Annotated in this window: 18 protein-coding genes; 1 reads left to right on the plus strand and 17 read right to left on the minus strand. The window is 66.5% G+C overall.

The window, feature by feature from the left end:
• Positions 1-101: 101 nt before the first annotated feature.
• Positions 102-1,010: a LysR substrate-binding domain-containing protein gene (locus CXB49_RS18500; protein ID WP_101709741.1), complete on the minus strand. Its 909-nt coding sequence runs from the start codon at positions 1,008-1,010 to the stop codon at positions 102-104.
• Between the two features lie 127 nt (positions 1,011-1,137).
• On the opposite strand from CXB49_RS18500, the gene CXB49_RS18505 reads away from it, so the two are divergent.
• Positions 1,138-1,692, plus strand: a complete 555-nt coding sequence (locus CXB49_RS18505; protein WP_101709742.1) for a hypothetical protein — start codon at positions 1,138-1,140, stop codon at positions 1,690-1,692.
• A 33-nt stretch (positions 1,693-1,725) separates the two neighbouring features.
• On the opposite strand, the gene CXB49_RS18510 is transcribed toward CXB49_RS18505, so the two are convergent.
• The 16 genes from CXB49_RS18510 to CXB49_RS18585 all read right to left on the minus strand — a co-directional run bounded on the left by CXB49_RS18510 (position 1,726) and on the right by CXB49_RS18585 (position 17,322).
• On the minus strand, positions 1,726-3,606 hold the full coding sequence (locus CXB49_RS18510) for a nucleoside-diphosphate sugar epimerase/dehydratase (RefSeq protein ID WP_101709743.1): 1,881 nt from the start codon (positions 3,604-3,606) through the stop codon (positions 1,726-1,728).
• A 2-nt stretch (positions 3,607-3,608) separates the two neighbouring features.
• Complete coding sequence (locus tag CXB49_RS18515) at positions 3,609-4,076, minus strand: GNAT family N-acetyltransferase (protein ID WP_101709744.1); 468 nt, start codon at positions 4,074-4,076, stop codon at positions 3,609-3,611.
• Positions 4,073-4,741, minus strand: coding sequence for a sugar transferase (locus CXB49_RS18520; RefSeq protein ID WP_101709745.1), 669 nt, complete (start codon positions 4,739-4,741; stop codon positions 4,073-4,075). Before CXB49_RS18520 ends, CXB49_RS18515 begins: the two co-directional genes overlap by 4 nt.
• Positions 4,738-5,901 (minus strand): DegT/DnrJ/EryC1/StrS aminotransferase family protein, encoded by a 1,164-nt coding sequence (locus CXB49_RS18525; protein WP_101709746.1) that lies wholly within the window; start codon positions 5,899-5,901, stop codon positions 4,738-4,740. The genes CXB49_RS18520 and CXB49_RS18525 overlap by 4 nt, the downstream gene beginning before the upstream one ends.
• A gap of 197 nt (positions 5,902-6,098) precedes the next feature.
• Complete coding sequence (locus CXB49_RS18530) at positions 6,099-6,623, minus strand: transposase (RefSeq protein WP_101709747.1); 525 nt, start codon at positions 6,621-6,623, stop codon at positions 6,099-6,101.
• A gap of 102 nt (positions 6,624-6,725) precedes the next feature.
• Entirely contained in the window at positions 6,726-7,982 is a 1,257-nt protein-coding gene (locus CXB49_RS18535; RefSeq protein WP_101709748.1) for a glycosyltransferase family 4 protein, read from the minus strand.
• 3 nt (positions 7,983-7,985) lie between these two features.
• Positions 7,986-9,080, minus strand: coding sequence for a glycosyltransferase family 4 protein (locus CXB49_RS18540; RefSeq protein WP_101709749.1), 1,095 nt, complete (start codon positions 9,078-9,080; stop codon positions 7,986-7,988).
• Between the two features lie 4 nt (positions 9,081-9,084).
• Positions 9,085-10,167 (minus strand): glycosyltransferase, encoded by a 1,083-nt coding sequence (locus tag CXB49_RS18545; protein ID WP_101709750.1) that lies wholly within the window; start codon positions 10,165-10,167, stop codon positions 9,085-9,087.
• Complete coding sequence (locus CXB49_RS18550) at positions 10,160-10,741, minus strand: acyltransferase (RefSeq protein WP_233492861.1); 582 nt, start codon at positions 10,739-10,741, stop codon at positions 10,160-10,162. Before CXB49_RS18550 ends, CXB49_RS18545 begins: the two co-directional genes overlap by 8 nt.
• Positions 10,738-12,000: a lipopolysaccharide biosynthesis protein gene (locus tag CXB49_RS18555; RefSeq protein WP_158300948.1), complete on the minus strand. Its 1,263-nt coding sequence runs from the start codon at positions 11,998-12,000 to the stop codon at positions 10,738-10,740. Before CXB49_RS18555 ends, CXB49_RS18550 begins: the two co-directional genes overlap by 4 nt.
• 13 nt (positions 12,001-12,013) lie before the next feature.
• A complete protein-coding gene (locus CXB49_RS18560; protein WP_101709753.1) occupies positions 12,014-13,111 on the minus strand; it encodes a DegT/DnrJ/EryC1/StrS aminotransferase family protein in 1,098 nt (365 codons plus the stop codon).
• A 73-nt stretch (positions 13,112-13,184) separates the two neighbouring features.
• Positions 13,185-13,763 (minus strand): acyltransferase, encoded by a 579-nt coding sequence (locus CXB49_RS18565; protein WP_101709754.1) that lies wholly within the window; start codon positions 13,761-13,763, stop codon positions 13,185-13,187.
• Between the two features lie 17 nt (positions 13,764-13,780).
• Positions 13,781-14,317, minus strand: coding sequence for a DUF4337 domain-containing protein (locus CXB49_RS18570; RefSeq protein ID WP_101709755.1), 537 nt, complete (start codon positions 14,315-14,317; stop codon positions 13,781-13,783).
• A gap of 57 nt (positions 14,318-14,374) precedes the next feature.
• Complete coding sequence (locus CXB49_RS18575) at positions 14,375-15,433, minus strand: Gfo/Idh/MocA family protein (RefSeq protein WP_101709756.1); 1,059 nt, start codon at positions 15,431-15,433, stop codon at positions 14,375-14,377.
• A complete protein-coding gene (locus CXB49_RS18580; protein ID WP_101709757.1) occupies positions 15,430-16,002 on the minus strand; it encodes a YdcF family protein in 573 nt (190 codons plus the stop codon). The genes CXB49_RS18575 and CXB49_RS18580 overlap by 4 nt, the downstream gene beginning before the upstream one ends.
• A 15-nt stretch (positions 16,003-16,017) precedes the next feature.
• The gene (locus CXB49_RS18585; protein WP_101710771.1) at positions 16,018-17,322 is read right to left on the minus strand and encodes a nucleotide sugar dehydrogenase; all 1,305 of its coding nucleotides are present in this window, start codon (positions 17,320-17,322) and stop codon (positions 16,018-16,020) included.
• Positions 17,323-17,338 lie beyond the last annotated feature (16 nt).

A 17,338-nucleotide genomic window follows, 5' to 3' on the forward strand; every position in this document is an offset into this window, starting at 1 on the left:
AAACAGCTGAAGAAGCGGAGTGTACATACGGTACATGAGCATTCTGAAGCGGTACTCACCGTGCCACCTCTCGCGACGCGCAGCAGACTTTGAACAGGTTCTTAGACTTCCGGGTAATGCTCGGCCAGATAGTCCCACAGGTCCTCCAGCGCCGCGCGGCCGCGGCGGTGGTCGCAATACAGCCTCACTTCCATCTCCACGCTCCACTCGTCGCCGCCGGCCGCGGCCAGCCGGCCGGCCTCGCACTCGGCCGCCACCGCGCTCTCCGGCAGAAAGGCCAGGCCGTGGCCGGCCAAGGCCATCTGCTTCAGGCCCTCGGCCATATCGGTCTCGTAACGCAGCGACAGATGCGCCGGTTCCGGTCCGCCGACCAGCAGCAAATCGCTCATCAGCCGGAAATAGGCGTTGCTGGCGTAACCGAGGAAGGGCAACGGCGCCTCGGCGCGGCCCGGCAGCGCGTAACGCGCCTCTCCGCCATCGGCCGGCGCATATGGCCTCAGCCGCTCGACGCCCAGCCGCAGGCCGCCGTAGCGCGCCTCGTTCAATTCCACCGGCTGCTTCGGATGGTGGTAGCACATCAGCAGGTCGCTGCCGCCCTCGACGAAGGCCAGCACCGCATCGTGGACGTTGCTGGCCTGCAGTCGGCAGGACAGATGGCCGAAACCGGCCTCGACCTCGGTCAGCCATTTGGGGAAGTAGGAGAACGACAGCGTGTGCGGCACCGCGAACTCCAGCGTGCCCTGCGGCAGCGGCTGCAGGCCGCGCAGCATGGTGCGGGTGGTGTTCAGCTGAGCCAGCAGCGGCACCGCCTGCTCGCGTAGCAGTTTGCCGGCGGCGGTGAGCTTGGTGGGATAGGTGGTGCGGTCTATCAGATCGGCGCCCAGCCAGCTCTCCAGCGCGCGGATGCGGCGCGAGAACGCCGGCTGCGTCAGGTGGCGCAGCTCGGCCGAGCGGGTGAAGCTGCCGGTATCGGCCAATACCAGGAAGTCTTCCAGCCAGCGGGTTTCCATCGCGGTGGTCCAGATTCGGGATGCCCGATGTTACACCGGCGGGACGTGGGCCGTCCTCGCGCGCCGCGCACAAAATGCCAACACTTCCGCCTTTGACGCAGGCTTCGCATCGGTGCACATTGCAAGCATGCGCTCTCTTGCCCTTCCCCCACACCAGCGGCCCTGGACCGGCCGCGCGCTGGCGGTCGGCGCCAGCGGCCTGTTGCATCTGCTGGCGCTGCTGTGGCTGCAAACCGGGCAGAATCCTCCCGCTTCGACCGATCAACCCCCGCTGCGGATCAAGATACTGCCGATCACCCTGGCGGCCGAAACGCCCGCCGCGCCAACCCATGCGCGCGCGGCCGCGGCCCGACGCGCCGCGCCTCGCATCGCCACTCCCTCCCATCCGCGGGCGGGCGGCCAAGTTTCCCGCCCATCCCGGCCCGGCCGCCGCGAAGCCAGCGCGGGAAGCGGCGAGGCGCGCGTCACCATCGAGGGACTGCGCCAGCAGATGCGCCGCCTGACGCCGGAAAACCCGAACGCCAAGCCGCTGCCGGAGAACCCCGAGAAAGCCAGATTGGCGCGCGGCATCGAACGGGCGGAACGCGCCGACTGCAAGCATGCCTACGCCGGGCTGGGCCTGCTGGCCGCGCCTATGCTGTTGAAAGACGCGCTGGATAAAGACAACGGCTGCAAGTGGTAGCTTGCAGCCGTTGATCGCGGAGATGGAAAACCGTCAGCGCTGCAGCGTCACCCAGTCCTGGGTGGCCTCGGCGGCCTGGAACTCGTGCACCGCCTCCCGCATCAGCGCGAACGCCGCCGGCGCGTCCAGCCGCCCGCAAGCGTCGGATAGCCGCGCCAGCAGCGAGGCCATCTCGTCGGCGGACAGATGGTATTCCTGGGCCCGCATGATGCGGGCGTGATCGGTCGGCAACACCTCGTCGCCGATCAGCAGTTCCTCGTACAGCTTCTCGCCCGGCCTGAGCCCGGTGATGCGGATCTCGATGTCGCCGCCCGGCTGGCTGTCGTCCCTCACCTCCAGCCCGGACAGATGCACCATGCGCCGCGCCAGGTCTATGATCTTCACCGGCTCGCCCATGTCCAGCACGAACACGTCGCCGCCGTCGCCCATCGCGCCGGCCTGTATCACCAGTTGCGCCGCCTCCGGTATCGTCATGAAGTAGCGGGTGATGTCGGCGTGGGTCAGCGTAATCGGGCCGCCGGCCTTGATCTGGCGGCGGAACAGCGGCACGACGGAACCGGAGCTGCCCAGCACGTTGCCGAATCGCACCATGACGAAGCGGGTGCCGCTGCCGCGCGCGTGGCGGGTCTGCAGCGTCAGCTCGGCCAGGCGCTTGGTGGCGCCCATCACATTGGTCGGCCGCACCGCCTTGTCGGTGGAGATCAGCACGAAGGTGTCGACGCCGCAGTCCTCGGCGGCGCGTGCCGTCGTGTCGGTGCCGAAGGCGTTGTTGACGATGCCGGCCACCGGATTGTGCTCCACCATCGGCACATGCTTGTAGGCGGCGGCGTGGTAGACCGTCTCGACGCGGAAGGCGCGCATCGCCTGGGCCAGGCGCTCGTAGTCGGTGACCGAGCCCAATAGCGGCGTGCGCGGTATCTGCGGCGCCAGCTGCGCCAGCTCCTGATCTATGCTGTACAGCGCGAATTCCGACAACTCGAACAGCACGATGCGCGCCGGGCGGTTCTTGACGATCTGCCGCGCCAGCTCCGAGCCTATCGAGCCGCCGGCGCCGGTCACCATCACCACCTTGCCCTGGATGTTGCGCGCCAGCAGATCAGCCTTCGGCGGCACCGGATCGCGGCCCAGCAGGTCCTCGATCTCGACCTCCTTCAACTCCTCGACCCGCGCTTCGCCGGATACCAGATCGGCCATGCCGGGCAGGCGCTTGATCGGCACTCTCAGCTTCTCCAGCGCTTCCAATATCTCGCGCTGGCGGCCCCGGCCGACCGACGGCATCGCCAACAGGATGCACTTGGCCCGCGTGTCCTTGACCAGCGCCGGCAACTCCTCCGGCGCGTGCACCGCGACGCCGCGGTAGGTGCGGCGGCGCAGCTCCGGATTGTCGTCGACGAAGGCCATCGGCCGGTATTCGCGGCCGGCCTGTAAGGCCAGCATCAGCTGCACGCCGGCCTGGCCGGCGCCGTAGATGATGACCGGATCGCGCGGCGCCTCGGTGGCGTCTATCCGCCGTACCAGGCCGCGCAGCAGGAAGCGGCTGCCGCCGATATAGGCCATCGCGAACACCCAGAAGATGATCACCGAGGCGCGCGGCATCGCCCAGATGTGGAACATCTGTATCACCGCCTGCAACACCAGCACCGACAGCGTCACCCCCGAAAACACGGTGAGGATGATCTTGTCGTCCAGGTACTTCAGCACCGCGCGGTACAGGCCCAGCCTGACGAAGATCGGGATCGCCCACAGCGGCGGCACGATGAAGATCCACAAATGCGGGTTGAGCTTGGGGTCCCAGTAGCCGCCCAGACGCAGGAACACCGCGCTCGACAGCGCCAGCGGCAGCAATAGCGCATCCATCAGCGCCAGCATCGCCATCTTGTTGTGGCGGGAAAAGGCCAGCAGTTTTTCAAGCATCGTCATTCTTTCGCGTCCGCCAGCCGCTGATACACGGCATCCGGACAGCATTCCTCGTTATCATGGCCATCGCCCAGGCTCAGCAGCGCAAAGCCCCGCGCCTCGTAGAAGCGCCGCGCGCCGGCATTGGCCTGGAACACGTGCAGCCGGCAGGCTTGCGCCGGCCGCGACAGCGCTCGCTCCAGCAAGGCCCCGCCCACACCGGTTCCCCGCTGTCCGGTCGCAATATACAGCTGGTCCAGCCACAGCACGCCGTCTTGCATCGAAGATGCGGCGAATCCTATGGTCTCGCCGTCCCGCTCGGCCAGCCAGACGCCGCCGGCCGGCAGCAGCGCGTCGGCGAACCAGGCCCGCACGGCCTCGTCGGCGTGCGCCAGCGGCGCGTAGGGCATCTCGCGGCGGCAGGCCAGGTAGATGGCCGCCAGCGCCGGCGCGTCGTCGGCTTCCGCCGGGCGGATGGCCATCGTCATCGGCTGACGATCTTCATCAGCGTGGCGACGATGATGCGGATGTCTTCCCCAAGGCTGTGCGTTTCGGCGTAGCGAACGTAGTAGCCGAGCTTTTCCGGCAGCACCTCGTCGATGTAGGCGCGCTCCGGATCGGCGGCGCGGCCCAATATCTCGTTCTCGTCTATCATCTTGATCGACGCCCAGTCTGTGATGCCGGGGCGCACCGACAGCACCACATCCCTCGCCTCGTCCGGATAGTGGGCCACGTACTTCGGCACCTCCGGCCGCGGACCGACCAGGCTCATGTCGCCGAACAACACGTCGATCAATTGCGGCAGCTCGTCCAGCTTGGTCTTGCGCAGCAGCCGGCCGGCACCGGTGACGCGGCTGTCGGCGCCGACGGTCAGCTGGCCGTGGCGCTCGGTGTTCACCTGCATCGTGCGGAACTTGTGGATGCGGAACAGCGCGCCGCCCCGCCCCACCCGCACCTGGCGGAAAAACACCGGCCCCGGCGAGTCCAGCTTGACCCACAGCGCCACCGCCAGCAAGGGCAGCGCCAGCACGGCGAGGCCCGCGCCGGCGGCGGCGATGTCGAACAGCCGCTTCAGCAGCCGCGAGCCATGGCGGCGCGGCCGGCAGCACGGCGGCAACAGCGCGCCGCCGCGATTGTCGCCCGGCTGGCTCATGCGGACAGGATCTCGCGCACCGCGGCGATGACGCGGGTCTGGTCATCGTCGGTCATCCGCGTGTACAGCGGCAGCGTCACTTCCGCCTCGAAGGCGGCGTCGGCCACCGGGAATTGCTCGCGCGTCAGCTGGTAGCCGTCGCGCCACACCGGCTGGCGGTGCAGCGGGATGAAGTGCACCGAGCAGCCTATGCCCTTCTCCGCCATCCGCGCGATGAAGTCGTCGCGGGACACGCCGGCCTCCGGCTTGATGCGCACCGGGTACAGATGCCAGGCGTGATTGCTGCCCTCGTCCTTGGCGCGCGCCGGCAGGATCAGCGGCAGGCCGGCCAGCTCGCGGTCGAAGCGCTGGGCCATCGCCTCGCGCTTGTCGTAGAAACCGCGGATCTTCTTCAGCTGATGGATGCCCATCGCCGCGGCGGTGTCCGGCATATTGTATTTGTAGCCCGGGGCCACCACCTCGTAGAACCAGGCCGGGGTCTTGGACACGTAGCGGTCGAAGGCGTCGCGGCTGATGCCGTGCAGGCGCATCACCTTGCAACGGGCGATGATGTCCTTGTTCTTCGACACCACCATGCCGCCCTCGCCGGTGGTCATGGTCTTGTTGGCGTAGAAGCTGAACACGGTGACGTCGGAGTCCAGCGTGCCGACCAGCTTGCCCTTGTAATAGGTGGGCATCGCGTGGGCGGCGTCCTCGACGATCTTCAGCCCGTGCTCGCGGGCGATGGCGACGATCTCGTCCATGTCGCAGGCCAGGCCGGCGAAGTGCACCGGAATGATGGCCTTCGTCTTGGCGGTGATCGCCGCGCGGATCGCGTCCGGACGGATGTTGAAGGTGGCGGCGTCGACGTCGACGCACACCGGGTGCGCGCCCAGATAGCGCACCACTTCGGCGGTGGCGGTGAAGGTGTAGGACGGCACGATGACCTCGTCGCCTTCCTTGACGCCTATCGCCTCCAGCGCCAGGTGCAGGCCGGCGGTGGCCGAGTTGACGGCGATCGCCTCGACGCCGTCGCCGAGGAAGGCGGCAAAATCGGCCTCGAACTGCTTGGTCTTCGGGCCGGTGGTGACCCAGCCCGATCTCAAGGCATCGACCACTTCGTTGATCTCTTCGTCGCCGATGTCCGGCAAGGCGAACGGCAGGAATTTTGTTTCGCTCATCGTTTTCTCTTTCGTCTTTGCGCGGCCGCTCTCGGCCGCCGTCCATGTCCATCGCCGCGCGCCGCTGATGACCCGCCGCTCGCAAAATCGTCTATCCGCGTGGGCAAATCTCCGATTTGCCCACCCTACAACGACGCGGCCCCTCGCGGGCCTAGATCGTAGGGTGGGCAAGGCCGAAGGTCTTGCCCACGCGCAACTTACTCGCCAAACCCGCCGCGTTCGGCTTTGCCAGCCCAATCCGGCGGCAAACGCCCATCTCGCACCCAAGCATGAAAGCTTGAGTACGGCCAATCCTTTAACTGCGCCACCAGACCATGCTTAAGCGGATTGCCATGGATGTAATCGACATGGCGCCGCATATCGTCATCGTCGCGGATCTGGTGCTCCCAATAACGGCGTTGCCAGATGCCTTTGTCCCGGTGCGCCACCTTGCTGGCGCTGCGCGCCGCCGCCTGGGGCAGGCCCCGCGAAAAACCGCTCTTGATCAGGCTCCATCGAGCGGCATAGTCGCCATCATCGATGGGCAATTGCCAAATCGCGTGCAGATGATCGGGCAATATACAAATCGCCACCGTCTCGAAGGGACGCGCTTGCCACACCCGCCGATAGACGCTACGCAAACGGTCAACTTCCCGCACCAGCAGGCCGGAACCACGCTGGGCCAACACCACGGTGAAAAAATACGCCCCTCCCGCCATCGATGCCCGACGGTAATGCGACATGGCATTCCCCCTGAGTTTTCCGCATGGGTAACGCCCTATTCTACGAGTTTGCAGAATCATTTGTCCGCGTGGGCAAATTCTCCGGTTTGCCCACGCATTCACTCAAAATGCCCGTCCGGTGTCAGACCTTCCTCCCTGCGCCGCCACCAGAAACCGCCGCGCCAGCACCGCGTAATCGTGATTGGCCAGCACATAGGCCTTGCCGGCCGCGCCCATCGCCTCGCGCTCGGCCAGCGGCAGCACCGCCATCCGCTTCACGGCGTCGGCGATGACGGCCGGATCTTCGACGCCGACGCTGATGCCGGCGCCGGCGTCGCGCACCATGTCGTTGCCGGCCTCCACCGAGTGGATCACCGGCTTGCCGGCCATCATGTAGTCGAACAATTTGTTCGGATTGATGCCGAAGCGGTAGATCGGCAGCTTGCGCCAGCCGATGTACAGCGCGTCGCACTCGGCCAGAAAGGCCGGCACGCTGCGCTTGGCGATGGACGGCAGGAACATCGCGTTGTCCAGCTTCAATTCGGCGGCGCGCGCCACCAGCGCCGCCTTGTCCGGGCCGTCGCCGACCAAGACGAAAGTCACCGGCGCGTCGCGCATCAAGGCTGCCGCCTCCAGCAGGAAGTCCAGCGCGTTGGCCAGGCCGTGGCCGCCGGCGTAGCCGACGACGAAGCGCCCGCGGGCCTTCAGCTCGGCCAGCCGCATCCGGTGCTCGGCCGCCAGCGGCTGCGCCTCGTCCCGCCACTCGGCGACGTCGACGCCATTCGGGATCACTGCGTATTTTTCCGGCGCCATGCCGTGCGCCATCATGTAGTCCCTGGCGCAGGGCAGCATCGACACCACGGTGTCGGCGCGCTTGTAGCCGAAGTCCTCGGCCCACTGCAGCAGGCGGATGAACGGGTGTTTCGGCGACATGCCGCCCACTTCCACCGGCGTCAGCGGCCACAGGTCGTGCACCTCGTAGACCAGCCGGGCGCCGGTCTTGCCGGCTATCCACGCCGCCGGCACGGTGTCCAGCGGATAGGTGGACGAGGCGATGACCACGTCCGGCTTCCACTCTTTCAAATAGCGCCGCGACAGGCCCATGACCCGGGCGAGGAAGCTGAAGATGTTCAGCACCCGGCCGACGCCGTTGCCGCTGTACGGCCGCGTCTTGCACCAGGTGTAGCGGATGCCGTCTATGTCCTCGTCGCGATACTTGCCATCCACTTGCGGATGGGTCTGCCTGAGATGGGACACGTCGGCCGCCAGCATATCGACTTCGTGGCCGGCCTGCACCCATTCGCGCGCCAGGTAGTAGGGGCGGAATTCCATGCCATGGCGCGGGCTGCCAGCGTAATGATTGATGTAGAGAATCTTCATGATTTACAGCGTCGCATACAGCTTGACCAGCTTGTCGGCCTCGGCCGCCCAGCTGTATTTATTGAGAACCGCCCGCTTGCCGGATTCGCCGAGCTCGCGCATCCGCGCCTCGTCGCCCAGCAGTTCGTTGATCGCGGAGGCGATGGCGGCGGCGTCCTGCGGGTCGACCAGCACGCCGCAGCCGGCGTCGTCGACGATCTCGCGCCAGACCGGGAAATCGCTGGCGATCACCGGCATGCCGGCGGCCATGTATTCAAACAGCTTGATCGGCAGCGCGTCGACGTAGTTCGGCGTCGGGAACAAGGTCACCAGGCCGATCTTGCTGCGGGCCAGCACCTCGGCCACGCCCTTGCGGTCCAGCATGCCCAGGTCGTTGACGCGGGCCCAGCCTGGTTCGGCCCCCACCTTGGCCCTGAGGTCGCTTTCGCTCCACGGGCCGGCCAGGTTCAACCGGGTCGCGGTGTCCGGCAGCGCGGCGACGATGGGCTCGATGCCGCGTATCCGGCTGATGCCGCCGATGTAGCAGACCTCGTTGCGGCGGCTCTCCCACGGCGTGTCGCGCACCAGCTCTTCCAGGATCGGGAAGTTGCAGACGTCCAGCGCCTTCGCGCCGAGCTTCTCGAAGCGCTTGCGGATGTGCGGGGTCGAGGTCACGACGGCGTCGAAGCGGCGCGCCGCCCAGTCTTCCAGCGTCTCGAAACCGCCGGACACCAGCGGGCGCACCGCGCCCGGTATCCAGTGCTTGGCCAGAATCTGGCGCGGCACGTCCTCGTGCACGTCGTACACCACCTTGATGCCGGCCTGCTTCAAGCGCACGCCGGCCGGAATCAGTTCCGGATCGTGGAAATGGACCACGTCCGGCCTCAGCTTCAGCGCCGCCTGGTACACGCGCTTGACGGTGCCGGTCATCCGCGACAGCCGGCCGCCGGTCTTCGGACCGACGTCGTGGATGCGCACGCCGCCCCGGATTTCCTCGCCCTGGCCGTCGGCGACGATCAGCGTCACCTCATGGCCGGCCGCCGCCAGCGAGCAGCACTCCTTGACGAAGATGCGGATGTCGTGGCGCGGGTGGGCGGAGGTCAGGTGGGCTATCTTCATTTGTTCAAACCTTTTGCGCGGCCAGCTCGCCGATCAGATCGGCGAAACCGGCCATATTGGCCCGGTGCAGCGCCTTGGCCTCCACCAGGCCGCGGTTCATCTCGGCGATGCGCCCCAAGGCCTCGTCGTCTTCGGCCAAGGCCATCGCGCGGCACAGCTCGGGACCCAGCCGGCCGACGTCCTCGGCGATCACGCCGTTCAGGCCGTCTATCGCCCATTCGCCGTTGGCCGGCAGATTGGACAACAGCGGCAGGCAGCCGTGCCCCATCGCCTCCAGCAGACTGATGCTGGTGGCGTCCGAGCGCGGCACGCTGACGAAGACGCGCGACTCCTCGTATAGCCGTCCCAGCGTCGCGCTGTCGACGAAGCCGGCGAATTCGACGCGTTTCAGGCCCAGCGAGGCGGCCTGTCGTTTCAGATTCTCAGTCTCGCCGCCGCTGGCGGCGACGACCAGATTCCAGTCGGCGAAACGGCCGCCATCCTCGACTTCGGCCCAGCCGTTCAGAATGGCGTCGATTCGATACAGCGGTTTATGCAGCCTGCAGGACAGCAGCTGTTTCTTCTTCGCGCCGACCACCGGCGCCGGCGGCAGCGCGTCTATGCCGTAATTCAGCAGCGCGATCCGGCAGTCGCCGGCCAGCTCGCGGATTTTCGCCGCCATATACAGCGAGTCCGAGGTGATCGCGGCGGCGGCCTTCAGATTGCCGCGCACCATCGCCCGCATCAGCGGATTCTGGTCCGGCAGCAGCAGCACGTCCGAGCCCCAGGCGGTCAACAACATCGGTATCGACGAACCGGCCAGCGCGCGCCGGGCGTGCCAGGCCACGCTGTTCGCCTGGTGGACATGGACGACGTCGGGCTTCACTTCGGCGATCCAGCTCTTGAGCCGGCCGGCGGTGGACAGCGCCTTCAAGCTGAAATCCACCGGCAGCTCGCCTTTCAGATTGGCCGGCCGTTTGTCGGCGGGAACCTCGCCGTTGCAGGCCAGGTACAGCTCGTCGACAAAGGGCGCGATGCCGGAGAGGAAGCGCCAGGTGTGGATGGAGGCCGAACCCGCCACCAGCAGGCGGGCGATCTTCTCAGTCATTCGCCCAGGCCTCGTACAGCGGATGCAGGTCCGGGTGCTGCGCCAGCCATTCGGCGTCGCCGTCGCGGGTATCGCCGACCACCCGCGCCGGATTGCCGGCCAGGATGGCGAAATCCGGATAGTCGCCGGCCGGCACGAAGCTGTAGGCCGACACCACGCTGCCCTTGCCCAACGTCACGCCCGGCATCAGCACCGAGTGCGGGCCGACGAAGCTGTAGCAGCCGAGCCGGGTCGGTTTTTTCAGATAGCCGGCGTGGTTGTCCCGCGTCAGGTATTCGCGGCCGTACAGGCGGATCGCCACGTGGCTGGAGTGCGTCAGCAGCGACACGTAGTTGGTGATCTGGCAGCCCTCGCCTATGCACAGCCCGCCGGAGGCGTCGATCAGGTTGAAGTGGCCGATGTAGACATTGTCGTCGACCATCAGCTTGTCTATGTGTTCGATGCGCGTCATGTTGGAGACGCGGGTGCGCTTCAGGAACACGCCGTCGCCGCGATGGAAGCCGTACACCATCCGCGGCCGCACCCATGCCGACAGCCGGAAACGGATACGGCTGAGCAATCCATTCCAATTCATCGTGCCGCCCTATAGAGCCAGGTGAAATAAGCAAGGAAATAGCCGGCCATCACGACCGACACCAGTTGGAACGTGGCCACCGCATCCTGCCAGAGATGGAAGCCCAACCACATCGACCCGAGGAACAGCACGGCCTGCACCAGGGACAGGAAGAAGGCGAAGCGCTGCCGGTTGATCACCGGCGGCACCATGCCCAGCGGCGAGGCGACGAAGTGGAACAGGATGAACAGCGACATCGCCTCGGCGTAGCGGCCGGCCTCGGACCAGCTATGGCCGAACACCAGTGTGAACAGCGGCTCGCCGAATATCTGGATCACCAGGAAGGGGAACAGCGCCATGCCGAACAGCGTCAGCATCATCTTGCGCAGTATCGGCCGCAACGGTTTGCCCAGATTGCGCGCCTCGGCCAGCTCGCGGTAGGCGACCTGCGCCACCGCCTGGCCGATGAAGGCCGCCGGCAGCTTCAGCACCCGCATCATCAGTCCATACATGCCGACGGCGGCGGTGCCGGCCAGCACCGTCAGCGCCACCAACGTCGCCGAATCCAGCAAGGCGGTGCTCAGCGCGTGCGGCGCGTTGATGCGTGGAAACTCGACATAGGCGGCGGCGGCTTCGCGCATGCTGCGGCGGCTCAGGTCGCGGCGCCACGGGAAACGGGCCTTGATGTCGGCCCAGGCCTGGGCCAGCAGCGAGGCCGCCTGTCCGGCCAGCTGGCCGAGGATCAGGCCGCCGGCGCCGGCGCCCAGCCAGCCGGCCAGCACCTGGGTGCCGGCGATGCCGAACGATTGCGTCATCCGGCCGTGGGCGTTGGCCTGGTAGCGGCGGTGGCGATTGTTCCAGTTGGTCCAGGCCTGCATCAGGCCGGCCAGCAACACCGACAGCGGCAGCAAGGCCAGCCACGGTTGCAGTTCCGGCGCGCCCAGATGGGAGGCGATATGGGAGTGGCCGCCCATCAGCACCACCAGCGCGATCAGCAAGGCCAGCGTGCCGGCGCACAGCATCGACAAACCCATCAGATTGCTGGCGCGCTTCTCGTCGGCCGGCAGCACGATGGCCATTTCATAGCGCGCGGTGGCCAGCACCGCCAGCGTCGACATCCAAGACACGTAAACGGTCTGGATGCCCACCTCGTGCGGGTTGTACAAGCGCGTGATCAGCGGCGACGCCAACAGCGGCACCACCTGGGCCACGGCGGCGCCGGTGACCAGGGTGATGACGTGGCGGACGAAGCCGCTCTTGGGCACGCGCAGCGACGACAACGACACCATCCTCTCAGCCCAGCGCCTTCTTCACCGCGGCGACGATCTCGTCTTGCGCGGACTCGGACAGGAAGGGGTGCATCGGCAGGCTCATCACCCGGCGGCCGGCGGCCTCGGACAGCGGGAAGCTGCCCTCGCCCTGGCCCAGATGGGCGAAGGCCGGCTGCAGGTGCAGCGGGATCGGGTAATGGACGGCGGTCGGCACGCCCAGTTCCTTCAAGCGGGCCTGCACCGTCTCGCGCTCGTCGACTTCTATCGTGTACTGCGCGTAGACGTGGGTATTGCCCTCGCCGATCACCGGCACGCGGGCGACATCGTTCAGCAGCGCGCTGTAGCGGGCGCCGATGCGCTCGCGGGCGGCCACCTCGTCAGCAAAGCTGGGCAGCTTGGCCAGCAGCACCGCGGCCTGGATGGTGTCCAGACGGCCGTTCAGGCCGATGACCGGATGATGGTAGCGGCGATCCTGGCCGTGCACGCGGATTTCGCGGATCTTCTTGGCCAGCGCATCGTCGCTGGTGAACACCGCGCCGCCGTCGCCGTAGCAGCCCAGCGGCTTGCTCGGGAAGAAGCTGGTGCAGCCTATCGTCGACAGATTGCCGGACTTTTTGCCGTGCTGGCCGGCGCCGAAGCTCTGCGCGCCATCCTCGATCACCGGAATGCCGTGCTTGTCGGCGATGGCGTTGATCGCGGCGAAATCGGCCGCCTGGCCGTACAGGCTGACCGGCATGATGGCGCGGGTGCGCGGCGTGATCGCTGCTTCCAGCCGGTTCGGGTCCAGGTTGTAGCTGATCGGGTCGATGTCGACGAACACCGGCTTGGCGCCCAATAGCGCGATCATCTCGCCGGTGGCGATGAAGGTGAACGGCGTGGTGATCACCTCGTCGCCGGGGCCGATGCCCAGCGCCATCATCGCGATCAGCAGCGCCTTGGTGCCGTCGCAGACGCCGATGGCGTGCCGGGCGCCGGTATAGGCGGCCAGGCCGTCCTCCAGTTCCTTCACTTCCGGCCCCATGATGTACTGGCCGTGGTCCAGCACCGCGTGGATGCGGGCGTCGATATCGGCTTTCAGATGCTGGTACTGCGCTTTCAGATCAATGAACTGGATGGACATGGGAGGATGGACCTCAAATCAGTATTTTGAAAAATTCACGCGGAAGACGCGCCCCGCGGCGCGTCCATCATGCTTATCCGCCGTTCCCCACCGGCGTGCAGTGATTGCCGCCGACTTCGTAATGGATGCCGCAGGCCGGGCAGGAATGGGTGCCGATGTCGTTGGACAGCCGCTCGCCGCACGAGCACATCCAGCCCAGGCGCCGGGCCGGCGCGCCGACCATCAGCGCGTAGGCCGGCACGTCGCGCGTCACCACGGCGCCGGCGCCGATGAAGGCGTACTCGCCGACGGTATGGCCGCAGACCACGGTGGCGTTGGCGCCGATCGACGCGCCCTTCTTCACCACGGTGCGGCGGTATTCGCTCTTGCGGTTGACGTGGCTGCGCGGATTGTTGACGTTGGTGAACACCATCGAAGGGCCGCAGAACACGTCGTCCTCCAGCGTCACCGCGTCATAGATCGACACATTGTTCTGCACCTTGACGTTGTCGCCGATCAGCACGTCGTTGCCGACGAACACGTTCTGGCCGAAGGAACAGCCCTTGCCGATCTTCGCCCCGCCGCAGATGTGCACCCAGTGCCAGACACGGGTGCCGGCGCCTATCGTGGCGCCGTCGTCGACGATGGCGCTGGGGTGGACGGTGTATTCCATGCTGGGTAGCCTTTGCTTCAGAAAAACAGGAAAAAGCCGTCGGCGAAATACAGGAGGCCGAGGGCGCCGATGGGCAATGCGGCGTACCAGACGCGCCGGCGCTTGAACAGGCCGGCGATCGACGACACCAGAATGGCCACCTGCAGGAAGATCACCGCCATGCCGAACGGTTTGCCCTGCCGCTGCGCCAGATTGCGCTCGTCCTCCAGCGCCCGCGCGGTTTTCTCGATCTGCTTGCGCTCCGCGCCGTAGCGCTCGGCGCGGCCCGCCGCCTGCTCTATCGCCGCCTGGTAGCGCTGGCGCTGCGCCGCCGTCGCGCCGGCCGGCAGATTGTCCAGCTCGAATTGCAGCCGGTCGCGCTCCATCTCGTACAGATTGCCCTTGATCCCCTTGGCCTGATAATAGGCCCATTGATCCGACGCCTGCGACTGGGCGATGACGCTGCGGGTGGAATAGCCGCCGCCCTTGAAGGTCGACAGCGTGGCGCACACCGCCAGGATCACGGTGCAAAGCGCCAGATAGTTGAGCCAGGGTTCTTTCTTTTCTTCTGCCATGTCTGACGTGTATCTGCGTAACGAGGCCGGCCCGAAAGCGGGCCGGCCGAAAAACCATCAATAATCGAGCGGCAGGCTGACGCGACGGCCGTCGCGAGCCGACAGATACATCGCGATCAGCAGCTCCAGCGACTTCAGGCCCTCGCGGCCGTCGGTCTCCGGCGTCGCTTCGCCGCGCATGGTCTTGATCACATTGTCGAAGTACAGCGGATGGCCGAAGCCGTAGACGCTGGTGGTCGCGTAGCTGGCGGCCTTGATGTCCTCGTCCATCGCGTGCGGCTCGGAGAATTCCCAGTGCTGGATCTCGTTGACGGCCATGCCGCCGACGCGGACCGAGCCCTTCTCGCCGAGGATGGTGATGCTGCCTTCCAGGTTCTTCGGATAGGTCAGCATGGTGACGTTCATGCTGCCCAGCGCGCCGGAGCGCCATTTGACGCTGACGGTGCCGGTGTCTTCCACCTCGATATTGCGCGCCAGCGTGGCGGTGTAGGCCTGCACGCTCTCCACCGGGCCGATCAGCCAGTCCAAGAGGTCGACGTAGTGGCTGGCCTGGTTCATGAAGGCGCCGCCGTCGAACTCCCAGGTGCCGCGCCAGCCGGCCGCGTCGTAATACTCCTGCGGGCGGGTCCAGAACACATTGACGTTGACCATGTAGACGCGACCGAAGCGCTTCTCCTCCATCGCGCGCTTCAACAGCTGCAGCGTCGCGTTGCGGCGGTTCTGCTTGACCACGAACAGGTGGCGCTTCGCCTTGTCGGCGGCCTTGACCATTTCCAGACCGTCTTCCCAGCGGGTGGCCATCGGCTTCTCGGTCATCACGTGGAAGCCGGCTTCCGAGCATTCTATGCTCTGGGTCGGATGCAGGCCGGACGGCGTGGTCAGGATGACGATGTCGGCATTGGTCTTCGCCAGCATATCGCTCAGGCTGGCGTGACCGCGGGCGCCGGTGCGTTCGACGGCGGCCTTCAGCGCGGCCGGATCAATGTCGCAGACGTCGACCAGCTCGGCGCGGTCGGCATGCGTTTCCAGCGCGCCGAAGTGGTTGTTGGCGATGCGGCCGCAGCCGACCAGGGCGAAGCGGATCTTGCGATCGGTAATCGGAGGAATCACTATCATCTGAACGTCCAGTAACGTACTGAATACACCAGTATCTTCAAATATTCGGTCAGCGCCGCGCCGGCGTCGTACAAGGCCAGGCTGTGGCGCAGGTCGTTGCCCGGGTACACGATGTGCATGCCCCAGTCCACCTCGGGCCAGGCCTGGCGGAAAGTCTCCAGCGCCCGTCGCGAGTGGAACCACGAGGTCACCAGCGTCACCCGCCGGGGCTGAAGCGGCGCCAGCGCCTGCCGGGTGAACTCGGCGTTCTGCCACGTGCTCCTGGACAGGCATTCATAGCCTATCTTGCCGCGCGGCACCCCGGCCATCACCAGCCGCCGCACGATCAGCAGGCAATCTCCCTCGCCGCTGACGAAGACGAAAGGCGCGCGGCCCTGATGGTACAGTTCCGCCGCGCCTATCACCCGCTCGCCGCTCTCCCCGCCCAGCACCACGATCCAGTCCGCGCGCGGCTGGGGCGCCTCGGCCACCAGCCAGCTCTTGGAATAGCGGATCAGCGGCGCCAGCGCCAGCACGGCCAGCAGCGTCAGCGCGCCGAGCGCCGCCAGCCAGGCTCCCGGTCGGGGCAAGCGTCGCCGCACCTCTTAAGCCTTGACGATGTGCTCGGCCGGCTCCAGGTACTTGCCGCGGCTGTCGACCACCAGCTGGGCCTTGGCCTTGATCAGCTCGTAGTCGAACTTGTCGTGGTCGGTGGCCAAGAGCACGCAGTCGTAGCTGGCGATGGTCTCGGCGCTCAGCGGCACGCTCTTCAGGTCGAACTTGTGCTCGCGCATCTTCGGGAACACCGGCACGTGCGGATCGCTGTACGCCACTTCGGCGCCCAGATCGCGCAGCTTCTCCATCAGGAACACCGACGGGCTTTCGCGCATGTCGTCGACGTTCTTCTTGTAGGCGATGCCCAGCACCAGCACGCGGCTGCCGTTGATGGCTTTCTTGCGCAGGTTCAGCGCGGCGGCCACTTTCGCCACCACCCAATCGGGCATATTGCTGTTCACTTCGCCGGCGAGCTCGATGAAACGGGTGTTGACGCCGTATTCGCGCGCTTTCCAGGTCAGGTAGAACGGATCGATCGGGATGCAGTGGCCGCCCAGGCCCGGACCCGGGTAGTAGGGCACGAAGCCGAACGGCTTGGTGGCCGCGGCGCGGATCACTTCGTGAATGTCGATGCCCATCTTGTCGGCGACGATCTTCATCTCGTTGACCAGGCCGATATTGACCGCGCGGTGGATGTTCTCCAGCAGCTTGGTCATTTCGGCGGCGCGGGTCGACGACACCGGCACCACCTTGTCGATCACCGCGCTATAGAGCGCGACGCCGATTTCCTGGCAGGCCGGCGTGACGCCGCCGCATACCTTGGGAATGGTGCGGGTGGTGAAGTTCGGATTGCCCGGATCTTCGCGCTCCGGCGAGAACACCAGGAAGGCGTCGTCGCCGACCTTCAGGCCGCGCGACTCCATCCGCGGCAGCAGCTCTTCGTCGGTGGTGCCCGGGTAGGTGGTGGACTCCAGCGACACCAGGTGGCCTTCGCGCAGGAAGGGCACCAGGCTGTCTATGGTGTTCAGCACGAAGCTGAGGTCCGGCTCGCGGTACTTGTTCAGCGGCGTCGGCACGCACAGGATCAGCGTGTCGGCCTCGCCGGCGCGCGCGAAATCGGTGGTGGCCTCGAAGCCGCGGGTCAGCGCGGTGGCGATGCTGTCGGCGGAGATGTGCTCGATATAGCTGTTGCCGGCCATCAGCGCGTCGACCTTGCTCTGGTCGATGTCGAAACCCAGCACCTTGTAGCCGACTTCGGCGAAACGCAGCATCAGCGGCAGGCCGACATAGCCCAGACCCACGATGCCGATCACAGCGGATTTGTCCGCGATACGATTGAGCAGTTGCTGCTTGATCACGATGAAAGTCCCA

The organism is Chromobacterium sp. ATCC 53434 (genome assembly GCF_002848345.1).
GTDB lineage: Bacteria > Pseudomonadota > Gammaproteobacteria > Burkholderiales > Chromobacteriaceae > Chromobacterium.